Below are 15,700 nucleotides of genomic sequence, written 5' to 3'. Positions count from 1 at the left end.
CCCACGTTCTCGGTGACGATCTTGGAGACCACGAGTGCCCTGCAAAATAGAGCCCCGCAGAATGGAACCGGTCAGAATGGAACCAGTCAGAATGGAACCGGTCAGAATGGACTCGGGCAGAATAGCTCAGTGCTAGCCGTCATCGCTCCCGTGCCGCGAGCCGTAGACGCTTATGTCCGCTGGGAAATACAGCTGCTCAACGACGACAATTCGCCGCTGGGGCTACCACGCGAAATTTCAGCCACCGAGGTGGCAGCTCTGGAATCCGAGCACCGCCCGCGATGGATCTTCAACGATGCTCCCGGTACTTACGGGCCGTTGCTGGCGGCCGGGGTGCGCATCGAGCGTTGTCACGACATCATGATGACAGAGCGGCTGTTGCTTCCGCGGCAAGGGCAGTACGGTGAACCCGCTGCTGCGCAGGCGATTTCGGCGCGATTGCATTCGCAGCCAGCCCCGCCTGATCCTGAACCAGCGCCAACGATTCACAGCGCGATGCCAGGGCAGCAAGCGATGGGATTGTTCGAGGAAGAAGGGCCAGCAGCGCAGGTGCCAGGCATCAGGGTGCTGCTCGAGGCCTACGTCGACCAGCGGGAGCGAATAGATCTTCTCGCCGAAATGCCTGTGGGCGAGGGTATCTCGGTAAATCCGGGAGCCTTCAAGCTTCTGGTAGCGGCTGATTCCGCATGCGCGCTGATCGGCGTCGAGATGACGCGGGTGGGGATGCCGTGGCGACGCGAGATCCACGAACAGATTTTACAGGCGCGGCTTGGCCCGCGGCCAAAGCCAGGGACCCGTCCAGCGGTGATGGCCGATCTGGCTGCGCAGATCAACGAAGCCTTCGGATTCGCCGTTAACCCCGACTCGCCGGCGGACCTACGCGCTGCCTTTGCTCGGCTGGGTGTTGAGATAGAAACAACGCGTGCGTGGGTGCTCCGGACCGTGGAACACCCTGCGGTGGAACACATCCTCAACTATAAGGAGTTGCAGCGCCTTTACACGGCGAACGGCTGGAACTGGCTTGACGAGTGGGTGCACAACGGCCGGTTTCGCGCCGAATATGTCCCGGCGGGAGTGGTGACGGGTCGATGGGCCACACGCGGTGGGGGCGCGTTGCAAATTCCTAAAATCATCCGCGGCGCCGTCCGCGCAGACCCCGGCTGCACCTTGGTTGTTGCCGATGCGGCGCAGCTGGAACCCCGTGTGCTGGTGGCAGTCTCGGGTGACCCGGCATTGGAAGCCCTGGCGGATGCTGAAGATTTGTACACGGCGCTCGCGGAGTTCGGGTTCAGCAACGACCGCAATAAAGCCAAGATTGCGATGCTTGGCACCATGTACGGGCAGACCTCGGGCGCAGCCGGCGCCTGGCTTGCGACCCTGCGGTATCGATACCCCGTCGCGATGGACTTCTTGGAAGATGCAGCCCGGCGCGGGGAGCAGGGACGGTTAGTGACCACTATTTTGGGCAGAACGAGCAATCCCCCGAGCGGTGTATGGACCGAGATTGTTGATGCTGGTGCGGGTCCGGCGGCATCACGTGCGCAGGAGAGTCAGGGCCGCAGAGTGGCGCGGGATCGTGGTCGGTTCACTCGTAATTTTGTGATTCAAGGCGCTGCCGCCGACTGGGCGGCCGTCTGGCTTTCGACGCTCCGGCAGTCATTGCGGGCGGTTGACGGAGCGGACATTGTCTTCTTCCAGCACGACGAGTTAATGGTCCACACGCCGGTGGACAGCGCCAAAGAGGTGGCCCGGCTGACGAGTGAAGCGGCAGATACCGCCTGCCGCTTGGTTTTTCCCGGCGGTCGGGCCCGGACGCCGGTCCGCCCCATCATCACCGATTGCTATGCCGACGCTAAATAAAACACCAACGCGGACCTGTCGTCAGGAGCTTGTCAGCTCCAACGCTCCGGACATCCAGGCCTCGGGGTCGGCGACCAGAGACTCGATTACGGTCAGCGCACCACCTGTAACGGCCGCGTGCTGGCCAAGCATGGCAACTCGGACAGTGGGGGAGGCCCAAGGCGCCGACATCACCCGGGTCGCGAGCTCCGCTTCCACGTAGGGCGTAAGTACCGGTGCCAGAGAGGCGTAGATGCCCCCGAGGACGATGGTTTCGATGTCGACAAGATTGACAAAATTCGCCAGCGCGAGCCCGAGTGCGCGGCCCCCTGCAGCCACTGAGCTGACTGCGAGAGGCTCTCCGCCTTGCGCTGCCAGCAGCAGCGCTTCGACAGAGGCCTTCGAATCTAGGCCCGCTGCCGCCATCAGGGCATCCTTTCCCGCGTACCGCTCGAGGCAGCCGGTAGATCCGCAGGTGCATCGTGGACCGCTGGGCTCGATCACCACATGCCCGATCTCGCCGCCCCAGCCGTGGGCGCCGGACCGCACCCGGCCCCCGAGCACCATGGCAGCGCCGATGCCAACCTCGCCGGAGATATAGACAAAGCTGTCGATATGCTGGCCGCGGAGCGCGTTGGCTTCAGCGAGCGCGGCAACGTTCGCCTCGTTGGCTACGAGTAGTTTGAGCCGGGACATCCGGCCGCGTTTGCGTAGGTATGCGACCACATCAAGATCGCGCCACCCGAGGTTCGGCGCGTGCCGTAGCGGGCCGGTTTCCAGGTCGACAAGGCCGGGGAGCGCCAGACACGCGCCGACCACGGGGATCCCGCGGCGCTGAAGTGAGGCCAGCACCTTGGTGGTCAGGCCTGCAAGTTCTCGCAGCACCACGGCATAGTCGCTGTGCCGAAAGTCTCCTGGCATGAGCTTGTCAATGATGACGTTTCCGGCGAGATCGAGCGCGCGAACGGCTAAGTAGTCGACGTTAACCTCGACGCCGAGCGCCGCTACCGTTCCTGCTGACGGAACGAGGGGTACCGCGGGTCGACCAGCCTTGGGAGAGGCGCCAGGGCTGAGTTCAGTCACTAAGCGGCCCGCAATGAGTCGATCAACGAGGGAGGAGACAGTTGCCCTTGTCAGCCCAGTCTGCGCCGCAATGTCGGCCCGAGAAGGATTTCGCTCATCGTGCATCACAGAGGCGAGCACCAGCGAAATGTTGTGTTCGCGCAGGTGCTCTTGGCGCACCGCTCCGCTCCCCAATGGTGAGCGCTGCCCAGGGAGCTGATGGGTGGTCATCGCGTCAAGGTACCTCAGGCTCGTTGGGGTGTTTGTTTCGCCTCTAAACAATTGTTATCGTTTCGTGCTCGATCTCACATCCAGATGGTGGCATGTTTCACTTGAAACGCCTGCCGCCTACCACCCTGGTCGACGGCCGAAGGGAGCTTTACATGAACAACAGGTCTGTCAGCCTGATCGGACTCTTGGCCGCAACAACGCTGCTCGTCGCAGCGTGTGGCTCTGATTCCAAGACCGCAGCATCATCAAGCAGTGCAGCAGCGCCCGCAGCCTCCAGCTCGGCTGCCCCCGCATCTTCTTCCAGCAGCTCTGAATCTTCAGCAGCGATGACCAGCAGCATGAGCTCCGAAGCTCCGGCAGCCTCCTCCAGCTCTGCGGCTCCCGCAGCGGGTGGTGTTGGCAAGATCGGCGTCATCCTTCCCGACTCCAAGTCCTCCGCTCGCTGGGAAACAGCGGACCGCCCGGCACTGTCCGAGGCGTTCAAGGCCGCTGGCGTTGAGTTCGACATCCAGAACGCACAGGGCGACAAGGCCGCCATGGCCACCATCGCAGATCAGATGATCAACTCGGGCGTCACCGTCCTGATGATCGTCAACCTGGACAACGAGTCCGGCGCAGCGATCGAGAAGAAGGCCGCCGAAGCCGGCGTCAAGACCATCGACTACGACCGCTTGACCCTCGGCGGAGTCGCTGACTACTACGTCTCCTTCGACAACGTCAAGGTCGGCGAATTGCAGGGACAGGGCTTGGCCGGTTGCCTCGGCGCAGGCGACAAGAACATTGTCTACTTGAACGGCTCCCCCACCGACTCGAACGCAACTTCCTTCTCCAAGGGAGCGCACTCGGTCCTAGACCCGATGACCAACTACAAGGTTCTCGACGAGCAGGCTGTTCCGGACTGGGACAACCAGCAGGCAGCAACCATCTTCGAGCAGATGTTCACCGCTCAGGGCGGCAAGATTGACGGCGTTCTTGCAGCTAACGATGGCCTCGGCAACGCCACCATCTCGGTCTTGAAGAAGAACGGTCTGAACGGAAAGGTCTTCGTCACCGGACAGGACGCGACCGTTGAAGGTCTGCAGAACATTCTCGTGGGCGACCAGTGCATGACCGTCTACAAGGCGATCAAGAAGGTTGCCGCTGCGGCTTCCGGCCTGGCAATTGCGCTGGCCACCGGCAAGGAAGGCACCACCAACGGAAAGGTTATGGACACCGTGTCCAACCGCGAAGTTCCTTCGGTGCTCGAGACCCCGCAGATCATCACCAAGGACAACGTCAAGGACGTCGTTGACGATGGCTACGTGAAAGCGGCCGACCTGTGCATTGAGGCCTACAAGGCTGCTTGCGACGCGGCTGGCATCAAGTAACACCGAATTCTAGGAAGTACATGTTTTCCTGATCAGGGGTGACTCCGACGAGGACTCACCCCTGATCAGTTTTGTTTGATCCGCGCCGACGCCTAAGGGGATAGCGAACGAATGACGAACTCCGGAGCACCGTTGCTCGAATTGCGGGGAGTGAATAAAAGCTTTGGTCCTGTGCAGGTATTGCACGGGGTAGATCTCGCTATCTACCCCGGCCAGGTAACGGCGCTGGTAGGTGATAACGGCGCTGGCAAATCAACTTTGGTGAAATGCATCGCCGGAATCCACGCGATTGATTCCGGGGAATACAACTTCGCCGGTAACGCCGTCAAGGTTCACAGCCCCCGTGACGCGGCTGCCCTCGGCATCGAAATTGTGTATCAGGATTTGGCTCTCTGCGACAACCTCGACATTGTGCAAAACATGTTCCTGGGTCGCGAGCCAAAAGCTGGCCTCGTGTTGGACGAAGTCAAGATGGAGATCTTGGCCAGAGAAACCTTGGCCTCTCTTTCGGTGCGGACAGTTTCCTCCGTTCGCCAGAAGGTTTCGAGCCTGTCCGGTGGCCAGCGGCAGACAGTGGCAATCGCCAAGTCGGTTCTGTGGAACTCACAAGTGGTGTTGCTCGACGAACCGACGGCGGCCTTGGGCGTGGCTCAGACCCGTCAGGTGCTCGACCTGGTTCGCCGCCTCGCGGATAACGGACTAGGCGTTTTGCTCATCAGCCACAATATGAATGACGTTTTTGAGGTCTCCGATCGGATCATCCCGCTCTATCTGGGACGGGTAGCGGCAGATCTGACAACCTCCGAGGTGACGAACCGTGAAGTGGTGGAACTGATCACCACGGGACGCTCGGGTTCCTTGGGCCTCAACGCTGCCGAAACGGGGACGACCGTATGACCAATCCAATCAAGCTTGGCAAAGGTGAGCCAGCCGCGGCCGACCTCCAAGCACGAGCCTCGTTCGCCGGGGACAGCACCGAGAGCGGTTCTTTAAAACAGTACTTCCGGGGCTACGTCAACAAGCTCCGTTCGGGCGACATCGGCTCACTCCCAGCAATTCTCGGGTTGTTCTTCCTTCTGTTGTTATTTGGGATCGTGATCCCCAGCGGCCAAAACTTCGTCACCCCGGGGAACTTTGCAAACTTGATCACCCAGGCGGGTGCCATCTGCGTGCTCGCAATGGGTGTCGGGTTCGTGCTGCTGCTCGGGCATATCGACCTCTCCGCCGGAGTGACAGGCGGTGTTGGCGCCGCAGTCATGGCACAAATGATCCTGAAGCAGGGCTACTCCTGGTGGGTGGCAGTGCTTGCGGCATTGGTAACAGGAGTGGTGCTGGGTTTCATCACCGGCCTCCTGGTCTCAAAGGTGGGAATCCCCAGCTTCGTCGTAACGCTCGCGTTTTTCCTCGCGTGGCAGGGGTTGACCCTGTTCTTGATCGGTAACGGCGGGACGGTCCGGATCAACGATCCGATCATCGTCGGGATCTCCAACTCCAACATGCCTGTGACAACCGGATGGATCGTCGTCATCCTTGCGCTGGTCGCCTACGCAGCCTTGAACCTCTGGGTGTGGCGTTCGCGGCGAGCACGAGACCTGGTGACCCCTCCCATGGCCGTCATCGTCATCCGCATCGCAGTTATTAGCGTGCTGCTCTTGGCAGCAACCGCCGTGCTCAGCACCAACCGGGCGGCAGAACGCGTTCGAGCGACCGTTGACCTGAGCGGTATCCCCTGGGTGGCCCCCCTTGTCGCGGTGCTGTTGGTGATCTGGACATTCGTGCAGAACCGAACCGCTTTTGGCCGCTACATCTACGCAGTGGGTGGCAATCCTGAGGCCGCCCGCCGCGCAGGTATCAAGGTCGGCAAAATCACCGTGATGTGCTTCGTGATTTGTTCGTCGATGGCCGTCCTGTCTGGAATTATCGCCACCTCGCGACTGTCGTCCGTGACCGCAGATGCGGGTGCTGGCAACACTTTGCTGTATGCAGTCGCTGCTGCCGTTATCGGCGGTACGTCACTGTTCGGCGGCAAGGGTAAGGCTCGCGACGCCATCATCGGCGGCCTGGTAATTGCACTCATCGACAATGGCCTCGGCTTGCTGGGGTTGGAATCGAGCATCAAGTTCTTGATCACCGGCCTAGTGCTGCTCCTCGCGGCGAGCGTTGACGCCATCAGCCGCAAGCGCACTGCAGGTAGCGGCGGTTAGTTCCACTTTTTTCCTCATAAAATTGATGCAGCCGGGTGGACCATTGTCCGCCCGGCTGCGTTATAGTTCAGTCAATAAACAATTGGTTTAGCTGGCAGGCTCATCGTCTGCTGCCGCTCCCACCGCATCGCCGGTTCCGGCGGTCTGACAACGAGGTCGACATCATGACAATTGCTCCCACCCCGGCGGACAAATTCTCCTTCGGTCTTTGGACCATCGGCTGGCAGGGCCGCGACCAGTTCGGCGATGCGGTTCGCCCCGAGCTGGACGTTATCGGCGCAGTCCACAAACTCGCCGAAGCTGGCGTCTGGGGCGTCACCCTGCACGACGACGACCTCATCCCCTTCGGATCGGACGCGGCAACCCGTGACAAGATCATCTCCGACTTCACCGAAGCCACGAAGTCCGCTGGCCTCGTCGTGGAAATGGTAACCACTAACCTTTTCTCCCCCCCGGTGTTCAAAGATGGTGGATTCACGTCGAACGACCGCAGCATCCGGCGATTCGCGCTCCGCAAGGTACTCCGCAATGTTGACCTGGCAGCCCAGCTCGGCGCCACTGTCTTCGTCATGTGGGGCGGCCGCGAAGGCGCCGAGTACGACGGCTCCAAGGACATCCACGCTGCCCTCAACCGCTACCGCGAGGGCGTCGACTTGGTTGCCGGCTATATCAAGGAACAGGGCTACGACCTGAAGATCGCTCTCGAGCCCAAGCCGAACGAGCCACGCGGCGACATCCTGCTGCCGACCGTCGGGCACGCGCTCGCCTTCATCAACGAGTTGGAACACGCCGACATCGTCGGCCTCAACCCGGAAACCGGCCACGAGCAAATGGCGGGCCTGAACTTCACCCACGCCATTGCGCAGGCGATGTGGTCGGGCAAGCTGTTCCACATCGACCTCAACGGTCAGCGCTCGATCAAGTTCGACCAGGACCTGTGCTTCGGCCACGGCGACCTGCTCTCCTCCTTCTTCACCGTGGACCTGATCGAGAACGGCTTCCCGGGCGGTGGACCTCGCTACAACGGTGCCCGTCACTTCGACTACAAGCCCTCGAGGACCGAAGGCGAAGACGGTGTCTGGGCGTCGGTCAAGGCCAACATGCAGACCTACCTGTTGCTGAAGGAACGCGCACTCGCATTCCGCAGTGACCCGGAAGTGCAGGCCGCACTGGAAGCCTCTGGCGTTCTCGAGTTGGCAGAGTCGACGTTGGCCGCGGGGGAGACCACGGCAGATCTCCTCGCGGACACCGCGAGCTTCGAAGACTTCGATGTCGCAGCGGCTGGGGAGCGTAACTTCGGCTTCGTGCACCTGAACCAACTGGCGGTTGAGCACGCAATCGGCGCTCGCTAGTCTCCTTTTCTCCCCCTGATTGATTGTTGCGGCGAAAACGCCGCGAAAGTTATTGCACAGCGCACAGTGTCGCCACGGGCCGACGCTGTGCGCTGTGTGTTTTGTTCGCCCAGCAGTTGATATTGGTAGTAACCGCAATTAACCGTCTCTGCTGATCCGCCTTGAAGGAGCCGCATGTCCTCCGAAACCCTCGTTGCTGGGATTGATTCATCCACCCAATCCACCAAGGTGCTGTTGGTGCGCGCCGAGGACGGGGTGGTGGTGGATGAGGCGACGGCGCCGCACCCCCAGGGCACTTCGGTTGACCCGCGGGCATGGTGGGAGGCACTGCAGCAGGCCGGAGCGGGACTTCTCGAGCGTGCTTCGGCCATCAGCGTCGGTGGCCAGCAGCACGGCATGGTGGCCTTGGACGCATCCGGCGAATGCGTTCGAGACGCGTTGCTATGGAACGATTTGCGTTCGGCACCGCAAGCGGCCTCCGTAGTGGATTACTTCGGCGGGGCGCAGGCAACTGCCACGGCGATCGGTTCTGTTCCGACTGCGTCGATGACGGTGACCAAGCTGCGGTGGATGCTGGAAAACGAACCAGACAATGCTGCTCGGACCGCGGCTGTACTGTTGCCGCATGACTTTTTGACCTGGATGCTGGCTGGCCGCGGGGAATTCACCACCGACCATGGCGATGCTTCGGGTACCGGTTACTACTCGCCTGCGTCGCGGAGTTGGTTGCCCGAGGTTGCTGCCTGGGCAGTCGGACATGATGTCGCACTTCCCCGCATCGTCGCCCCCGGCGCGGTGGCCCAGCGCACCGCCTCCGGCACAATTCTCGGAGCCGGTACGGGCGACAATATGGCTGCCGCCCTTGGTCTTTCGCTTCAAGATGGCGATGTCGTTGTCTCAATCGGCACCTCAGGCACCGCTTTTTGTATGGCGACGCAGCCCTCAGCTGATCCGAGCGGGATGACGTCCGGGTTCGCCGACGCCACCGGCAACTACCTGCCGCTGGCGTGCACGATCAACGCCTCCAAGATCCTCGATTCCACAGCTCGTCTGCTCGGCGCCGACCGTGAGACCTTTGCCGACCTCGCTTTGGCCGCAGCGCCCGGTGCGGGCGGCCTCACCTACCTCCCGTACTTGGACGGCGAGCGGACGCCGAACCGGCCCACTGCCACGGGGGTGATGCACGGGCTGACGTCTGGCGTGCAGCGCGAGGACTTGGCGCGGGCAGCGGTGGAGGGCCTGCTGTGCTCGCTGGCCGACGCCATCGACGCACTCGGTGTGACACCGAGCAGGGTGTTGATGATCGGCGGGGGATCTCGCAACCGTGCGGTGCAGCAGCTAGCCCCGGCAGTATTCGGGATGCCTGTCGTGGTTCCGGCTGCAGGTGAGTACGTCGCTCTGGGCGCGGCTCGCCAAGCCGCTTGGGCACTCGCCGGAACGCAGGAGCCGCCCGCGTGGAGCGCGGCTGAGTCCCTGGAGTTCACCGCGGACCCCACCCCCCAGGTGCGGGACAAGTACAACAGCCTGCGGGATGCCACCGAAGGGTGGTAGCGGGAGGCCCCGCTTTCCGGTTCCGCCGACCCAGACCTTGTAACCTGCAGGCATGGACGACGAACAGGATATGCGCCTCGAGGCGGCTAAAAATCGTCGCTTTGCCATGGGCTGCGCGTGGCTTTTTGTCGCCTGCCCGGCCGTGTTCTTTATCGTGGTGGCGTTTTTTGCTGGACCGCTCTACGGCTGGATTGGTGTGTTCCTTGCGGTAGCTGCCACCGCGTATGTGGTGTCGCTGATGAGGAAAACCTACAACTTGGACAGCATTGTTCGCGGGCCAGCCACTCGGCGGACGAAGTTCTTCGGCGGTTCCGACGATTTAGCCTGACCGACTCTCTCTTACCGCACGCCCCGGGGGCGGAACTGAACGCTAATGCGGGGGCCGACCGGCCGCGAGGTCTTCGGGATAGCATGCTCCCAGGTGCGTAGACAAGATCCGCCCATCACGATCAGGTCGCCGTGGCCGAGACCGTATTTTACCGGGGGGGCCGTGATAGTGCCGTCGATCGGGCGCTGCCGCAACAGAAGTGACCGTGGAGCGCCGAGAGAAAGAATCGCGACCATGGTGTCTTCGGTTTTGCTGCGCCCAATGGTGTCCCCGTGCCACGCGACGCTGTCGTTTCCATCGCGGTAAAGACACATACCAGCGGTGCTGAAGGGTTCGCCCAACTCTTCGCGGTAATAGTCGTCGAGCATCGCCTTCGCGGCCACCAAGGCAGGGTTGGGGAGAGATGCAGACTCGTCGTAGAAGCAGAGAAGCCGCGGCACAGCGACCTCCCGGTCGTACATCTGGCGGCGTTCGCCGTGCCACGGGACCGCGAGAGCCAACTCCTCGAACAGTGCGTCCGATCCGCCGACCCAGCCCGGCCGGATATCGACCCAGGCGCCGCCAGCGAGTTCGGTTCTCCTGATGACACCGGCAAGAGGCCTGACGGTGGGGACGTCATCGAAGTCGAAAAGTGATGCCTGCGAAGGTGCTGCCATCTCCTGAGCTTAGTCGAACAGGCGTGCCAGTGAGGTGCAGAAGCTGCAAGCTTGAAGTCTGTGCCGAGAGGAAAAATGAGCCTTAGTGCAGGGGTCACTCCGGGCGGGGCGCGTGTAGCTGAGCTTTGGTGCGCAAGCGGCCCGTAGGTCCTCCGGCATAATCTGGCGCCCGTGGGGGTTATGAGTCTTGTGGGTACCGGAACCGTTCCGATGTCCGGACAAAAACATTTGTAGGGGAGTAACGATGAAGGCAGCAATCTTGCGCGAATACGGCAAAGACCTAGAGGTCGCCGATGTCGAGAGGCCTGATCTCCCAGGGGACAGTGTGATGGTCGAAGTGCATGCAGCAGCGATCAATCCGATCGATTGGATTGTGATGGCGGGGTACATGAAGGAGCAACTGCCGTACACACTCCCCTGGATCGTCGGCTATGACGTGTCCGGCGTCGTCACCGAGGTGGGATCTGGCGCCCATGGGTTCGCCGTCGGTGACGAAGTGTTCGCCCGTGCCAACGGGATGCAAGCCGGGACGATGGCCGAGTTTTCGGCGGTGAAAGCGACCGATCTCGCGCTGAAACCCGCCAACATCTCCCATGCTGAAGCGGCGGGCGTTCCGCTGGCTGGGCTCACCGCCTGGCAGGCGCTGTTCGACAAGGGTGGCCTCAAGGCCGGCCAACGAGTATTGATCCATGCCGGCTCAGGCGGCGTTGGCACGTTGGCGATCCAAATTGCTAAGAACGCGGGGGCCTGGGTCGCGACAACCGCCAGTGCGAAAAACAAGGATCTGGTCCTGGGCCTTGGGGCAGACCAATTTATCGACTATGCGAGCGAACGGTTCGAAGACGCCGCCGAAAAGTACGACCTCGTCTTCGACATGCTCGGCGACGACACCCTGAAACGATCATTCGACGCCGTCAAGGCGGGCGGCACGGTCGTCTCCATCAAGGGCGAGGCACCGAGCGGGCTCGCCGCCGACCGCGGCGTCAGTTTCCACACGTTCTTCATGGAACCCAATGGAAAGCAACTCACCGAAATCGCACAGCTGATCTCTGACGGCACGATCCGGCCCGTTGTCGACAGCAGCTTCCCGATTGACGATGTCGTTGCCGCATTCGTATATGCCCGCACCGGCGGTCCCAACGGCAAGGTTGTTGTCACCCTCCGCTGACCTGTACGCCTGACCGCGTGCGCGTCCCTCGTTGAATGCATCGACGGGGGGTGCGCGCGCGGGGGTAGGTCCGCGCGCGGGGGATATGTGGAGCGGGTGACGAGAATCGAACTCGCGCTATCAGCTTGGGAAGCTGAAGTTCTGCCACTGAACTACACCCGCGGGGCTTGCACCATCGGTGACTATACCTGCAGCAGTGCTGCAACCCAGACCTTCAGCAAGTGGCAAGGGGCATGGCCTGCGGTGCTGCGATAAGGTTTCCCCATGCTGCTGTCCGATCGCGACCTCCTTGCCGAAATCGACAACGGACGGTTGGGCCTCGACCCATTCGACCCGTCGCTCGTCCAGCCCTCGAGCGTTGACGTTCGGTTGGACCGCATGTTCCGAGTGTTCAACAACTCCAAGTACACCCACATTGACCCATCGGTCCAGCAGGACGACCTGACATCGTTGGTGGAGCCAGAAGGCGATGATCCCTTCGTGCTGCACCCCGGCGAGTTCGTCCTGGGATCAACCTTCGAGGCCGTGAGCTTGCCCGACGACATCGCCGGCCGACTCGAAGGGAAATCCTCGCTCGGCCGCCTGGGGCTCCTCACCCACTCGACGGCCGGGTTCATCGATCCGGGGTTCTCCGGCCACATCACGCTCGAGCTGTCCAACGTGGCGAACCTGCCGATCACGTTGTGGCCGGGGATGAAGATTGGCCAGCTGTGCCTGTTCCGTCTCTCCAGCCCCTCGATGCACCCTTACGGTAGCGAAATCTACGGTTCCCGCTATCAGGGGCAGCGCGGCCCGACACCGTCGCGGGCGTACATGAACTTCCGCCGGGACTCCACCCAGCGCTGAACGTGGGACTCGCGGCAGGCGGGCCGCTGGGCAACCCGCCAAAATCGGGCTAATGGCCCCAGATTCCCACTACGGTCACAGGCTGGGCCCAATTACCAGGACCCACTACCGCCTGTACGACTGCAGCGCGTCCAGCAGCGCCTGCGGAATGACGAGTTGGCTGAGGTCGCCTGCGGGCAGGGCTCGCTGTTCGGGGGCTCCCGCACGCTTGATCTGCGTGATCCCCACATGCAGCTTTTCCATCTGCTTGTCGAGTGCGTTGGCCGCCGCCGCTGCCTGGGCCAGCTCTTCCACCATCGCCGCCGGGACGCTGCCGCGGTACTTGTAGAAGATCTTGTGCTCCAAGCTAGCCCAGAAGTCCATTGCGATAGTGCGGATCTGGATCTCGACCGTCACCTGCACCACCCGGTCGGACATGTAGACAGGAACCGACACGATGAGGTGCAAACTCTTGTACCCGTTGGGTTTTGGGTTCGCGATGTAGTCCCGCTCCAACAACACAGTGATGTCGTGCTGGGCCGCAATCATGTCCCGAATCTTGTAGGTGTCGGACAGGAAGCTGCACGTGACGCGGATCCCGGCAATATCCAGGATCTGGTCTCGGATGTCGTCCATGGTGATCGGGCAACCTTTGCGTAGCGCTTTGGCAAGGATGCTCTCCGGGGACTTGAGCCGAGAGCCGACATATTCGATCGGGTTGTATTCGTGAACGTGGTTGAACTCTTCGCGCAGGATGTTGATCTTCGTCATGATCTCGTCGATGCCGAATTTGTACCCCATCACAAACCGCGTGAACTCCTCGCGGAGCTGCGAAAAGCTTTTACCGCTGTCTTTCTCGGCTGGCACAACACTCCCTCGACTGGTGTCTGAGGTCAGCATACAAAGCGGTGAGTTGGCATACTGGTAGGCCCCAGGCTTGAAGCCAACTCGGTAACAACAGTGAGGACAATTTCCGTGACCCAAGCTTTCGTCACCGCGGGCAAGCAGCGGCAGTACTGGACAATCAACGTCGCCGACGAATACTGCGCTATCCATAGTGGAACCGTTGGCACGCCTGGGGAATGGCAACTTCTCGAGAATCTCGATGTCGAGAGCGCGATCGATTCGGCTAACGACCTGATCGCCGCGAAGAAGCAGGCTGGCTATGTCTTGGACCCCACCTTCGACCCGCTGGCGCAGTGGTACTTCGATGTTGGGGAGTTCGGCCCGCATCCGCTCACTACGCATCCCAGCTTCCTGGCGCACTTCACCGACGAGCTGTACTTGGATATCGCCGAGGAGGAGTCGCCCTTCGGGAGCGATGACGGGGCGGAGGCACTTGTACGACTGACGACGGCTCTGCAAGAAGATCAGCCCGTCGATCTGTCGACCTTCGCGGAGGTGATCGTCGTTCAAAAATGGGAGATGCCTTTCCACCCGCCGGGCGAATCGACCGACGTGGACTACTGGTCCGTGGGCGGGCCAGCTACCACGGACAAGGTGATCGCGGCGCTCGCGTTTGGGTCGATCAAGATCACTGGCAAGGTAGCTCCCGGGCTGAAAGCGCTTGCGCGGCAGTCGCTTCTGCGTCTGCTAGATAACACGGACCAGCCCGCGTCGGTGAGCCGAATGCTGACGGACCTCGAGTCGTTCGCCACGTGACGGGCACCGCCACCCATTACGGCTATGCTCGCTTCCCATTACTGATGGTGAAGAACGCCAGTGCCCCGCCGCCCGCGCACAGCACCGCCGAGATCAGCAACGCGTGGCTGTAGTCGGCGGCCAGCGCCAGTCGGTCGGCGGTCACTCCCGTCGTAATTCCGACCACCGCGGGCAGGGCGGCTACGGCTAGGAGGCCAGCGACCCGGGCGACACCGTTGTTGACGGCAGAGGCGACCCCGATGCGCGCCGGCGGAGCCGCGCCCAGTACGGTCGATGTCAACGGCGCCACAGTAACCGTGAGCCCGGTCGAAAACACCGTGACAGCAAGCACTACCCACCCGAATGACGTGTCCGGGCTCAGGATTGACATAAGGTATATCCCGCAGCCGGACACGATGGGTCCGACCGTCATGGGAATCCGCGGGCCGATGCGGGTCGCCAATCGGCCCATCCGCGCCGAGAACAACAGCATCAAGATCGGTGTCGGCAGCAAACAAGTCCCGGCCAGCAGTGGGCTGAATCCCGAGACCTGTTGCAGGCGTAGGGGCAGGATGAAGAAGGTGCCGGCCAGCGCCGCGTACACCGCGAAGGTCACCGCGTTTGCTGCCGAGAACTGTTTCGCTGCAAACAGTTCCAGCGGCATCATGGGTGCCTGTCGGTATTTTTCGTTGATGACGAACCCGGCGAGAATAGCCACCCCGAGTGCAGCGCACGCCACCGTCACGGGCGGCCAACCGGTAGCCGGTCCCTCCGTCAGCGCGTACGTCACACCTGCGAGTCCGATCGCAGCCAGCGCGGCTCCCGAAATGTCGAGCTTGCCGGTGGCGCCGTCATCTCTGTTCTCGGGGATCGCCCTCGATCCGATCCACACCACGGCCGCAGCGATCGGCAGGTTCAGCAGGAAGATCAGGCGCCACCCCCACGGCGCCACGCCGACCAATACACCACCCAGCAGCGGTCCGGCCGCCGCTGCGATCCCGCCGAGGCCAGACCACGACCCGACCGCCTCGGCGCGATCCTCCTTTCGGAACACCGCCTCCAAAATTGCGAGGGAGCCTGGGGTCAACAGCGCTGCCCCGACGCCTTGGACGGCGCGCATCCCGATCAACACCTCGCCGGTGGGGGAGAGCGCGCATCCCAGTGACGCGATCGCGAACCAGACCACGCCGAACAGGAAGATCTTGCGGCGCCCCATTCGGTCGCCGAGGGAGCCGCCGAGCAGCAGCAGACCCGACAACGTCAACGTGTAGGCATTGACCATCCACTGCAGGCTCGTCAGGCCGACGCTCAGATCTCGGCCGATTCGGGGCAGCGCCACATTGACCACGCTGCCGTCGAGCAGCGCCATCCCGCTGGCCAACACCGTTGACCACAGGACCAACCTGCCCTGTTTCGAACGCAGGACGAGGCCAGGCAGGGTGGGGTTTTTGGCGTTCATATGCCCTTCGGTAACAC

Annotated in this window: 15 protein-coding genes and 1 tRNA gene; 10 read left to right on the top strand and 6 right to left on the bottom strand. The window is 62.1% G+C overall.

The window, feature by feature from the left end:
- The first annotated feature begins 129 nt into the window (after positions 1-129).
- Positions 130-1,860, top strand: coding sequence for a bifunctional 3'-5' exonuclease/DNA polymerase (locus tag EH165_RS14285; RefSeq protein ID WP_164479253.1), 1,731 nt, complete (start codon positions 130-132; stop codon positions 1,858-1,860).
- Positions 1,861-1,881: 21 nt separating this feature from the next.
- Here the strand turns inward: EH165_RS14285 and EH165_RS14280 are convergent, their stop codons facing one another.
- Both EH165_RS14280 and EH165_RS16315 read right to left on the bottom strand, forming a co-directional pair.
- The gene (locus EH165_RS14280; RefSeq protein ID WP_124800039.1) at positions 1,882-3,132 is read right to left on the bottom strand and encodes an ROK family transcriptional regulator; all 1,251 of its coding nucleotides are present in this window, start codon (positions 3,130-3,132) and stop codon (positions 1,882-1,884) included.
- Between the two features lie 148 nt (positions 3,133-3,280).
- Positions 3,281-3,472, bottom strand: a complete 192-nt coding sequence (locus tag EH165_RS16315; protein ID WP_239020606.1) for a hypothetical protein — start codon at positions 3,470-3,472, stop codon at positions 3,281-3,283.
- Between EH165_RS16315 and EH165_RS14275 the strand changes: the two genes are divergently transcribed.
- The 6 genes from EH165_RS14275 (at position 3,471) to EH165_RS14250 (ending at position 9,934) form a co-directional block, all read left to right on the top strand.
- Positions 3,471-4,499: a sugar ABC transporter substrate-binding protein gene (locus tag EH165_RS14275; RefSeq protein WP_239020605.1), complete on the top strand. Its 1,029-nt coding sequence runs from the start codon at positions 3,471-3,473 to the stop codon at positions 4,497-4,499. The genes EH165_RS16315 and EH165_RS14275 overlap by 2 nt on opposite strands.
- A 111-nt stretch (positions 4,500-4,610) precedes the next feature.
- The gene (locus EH165_RS14270) at positions 4,611-5,396 is read left to right on the top strand and encodes an ATP-binding cassette domain-containing protein (protein ID WP_124800037.1); all 786 of its coding nucleotides are present in this window, start codon (positions 4,611-4,613) and stop codon (positions 5,394-5,396) included.
- Positions 5,393-6,703 (top strand): sugar ABC transporter permease, encoded by a 1,311-nt coding sequence (locus tag EH165_RS14265; RefSeq protein ID WP_124800036.1) that lies wholly within the window; start codon positions 5,393-5,395, stop codon positions 6,701-6,703. The genes EH165_RS14270 and EH165_RS14265 overlap by 4 nt, the downstream gene beginning before the upstream one ends.
- Positions 6,704-6,867: 164 nt before the next feature.
- Positions 6,868-8,055, top strand: coding sequence for a xylose isomerase (xylA, locus tag EH165_RS14260; RefSeq protein WP_124800035.1), 1,188 nt, complete (start codon positions 6,868-6,870; stop codon positions 8,053-8,055).
- Positions 8,056-8,229: 174 nt separating this feature from the next.
- Entirely contained in the window at positions 8,230-9,606 is a 1,377-nt protein-coding gene (gene xylB / locus EH165_RS14255) for a xylulokinase (protein WP_124800034.1), read from the top strand.
- A gap of 52 nt (positions 9,607-9,658) precedes the next feature.
- The gene (locus EH165_RS14250) at positions 9,659-9,934 is read left to right on the top strand and encodes a hypothetical protein (RefSeq protein WP_124800033.1); all 276 of its coding nucleotides are present in this window, start codon (positions 9,659-9,661) and stop codon (positions 9,932-9,934) included.
- Positions 9,935-9,945: 11 nt separating this feature from the next.
- Here the strand turns inward: EH165_RS14250 and EH165_RS14245 are convergent, their stop codons facing one another.
- Positions 9,946-10,590, bottom strand: a complete 645-nt coding sequence (locus EH165_RS14245; protein ID WP_124800032.1) for an alpha-ketoglutarate-dependent dioxygenase AlkB — start codon at positions 10,588-10,590, stop codon at positions 9,946-9,948.
- 244 nt (positions 10,591-10,834) lie between these two features.
- On the opposite strand from EH165_RS14245, the gene EH165_RS14240 reads away from it, so the two are divergent.
- Positions 10,835-11,758 (top strand): NADP-dependent oxidoreductase, encoded by a 924-nt coding sequence (locus EH165_RS14240; RefSeq protein ID WP_124800031.1) that lies wholly within the window; start codon positions 10,835-10,837, stop codon positions 11,756-11,758.
- Positions 11,759-11,846: 88 nt separating this feature from the next.
- Here EH165_RS14240 and EH165_RS14235 read toward each other — a convergent pair.
- Positions 11,847-11,920, bottom strand: a tRNA-Gly gene (locus EH165_RS14235).
- Positions 11,921-12,022: 102 nt separating this feature from the next.
- Between EH165_RS14235 and dcd the strand changes: the two genes are divergently transcribed.
- A complete protein-coding gene (dcd, locus tag EH165_RS14230; protein WP_124800030.1) occupies positions 12,023-12,604 on the top strand; it encodes a dCTP deaminase in 582 nt (193 codons plus the stop codon).
- A 105-nt stretch (positions 12,605-12,709) separates the two neighbouring features.
- On the opposite strand, the gene EH165_RS14225 is transcribed toward dcd, so the two are convergent.
- Positions 12,710-13,483, bottom strand: a complete 774-nt coding sequence (locus EH165_RS14225; RefSeq protein ID WP_124800029.1) for a GTP pyrophosphokinase — start codon at positions 13,481-13,483, stop codon at positions 12,710-12,712.
- Positions 13,484-13,558: 75 nt separating this feature from the next.
- On the opposite strand from EH165_RS14225, the gene EH165_RS14220 reads away from it, so the two are divergent.
- Positions 13,559-14,245, top strand: coding sequence for a WGR domain-containing protein (locus EH165_RS14220; RefSeq protein WP_164479252.1), 687 nt, complete (start codon positions 13,559-13,561; stop codon positions 14,243-14,245).
- 22 nt (positions 14,246-14,267) lie between these two features.
- Here EH165_RS14220 and EH165_RS14215 read toward each other — a convergent pair whose 3' ends face one another.
- Positions 14,268-15,683: an MFS transporter gene (locus EH165_RS14215; RefSeq protein WP_124800027.1), complete on the bottom strand. Its 1,416-nt coding sequence runs from the start codon at positions 15,681-15,683 to the stop codon at positions 14,268-14,270.
- Positions 15,684-15,700 lie beyond the last annotated feature (17 nt).

It is taken from the genome of Nakamurella antarctica, from assembly GCF_003860405.1.
Taxonomy (GTDB): Bacteria; Actinomycetota; Actinomycetes; order Mycobacteriales; family Nakamurellaceae; genus Nakamurella; species Nakamurella antarctica.
The sequence above is the reverse complement of the archived record's forward strand: the minus strand, read 5'-3'. Positions and strand labels throughout refer to the sequence as shown.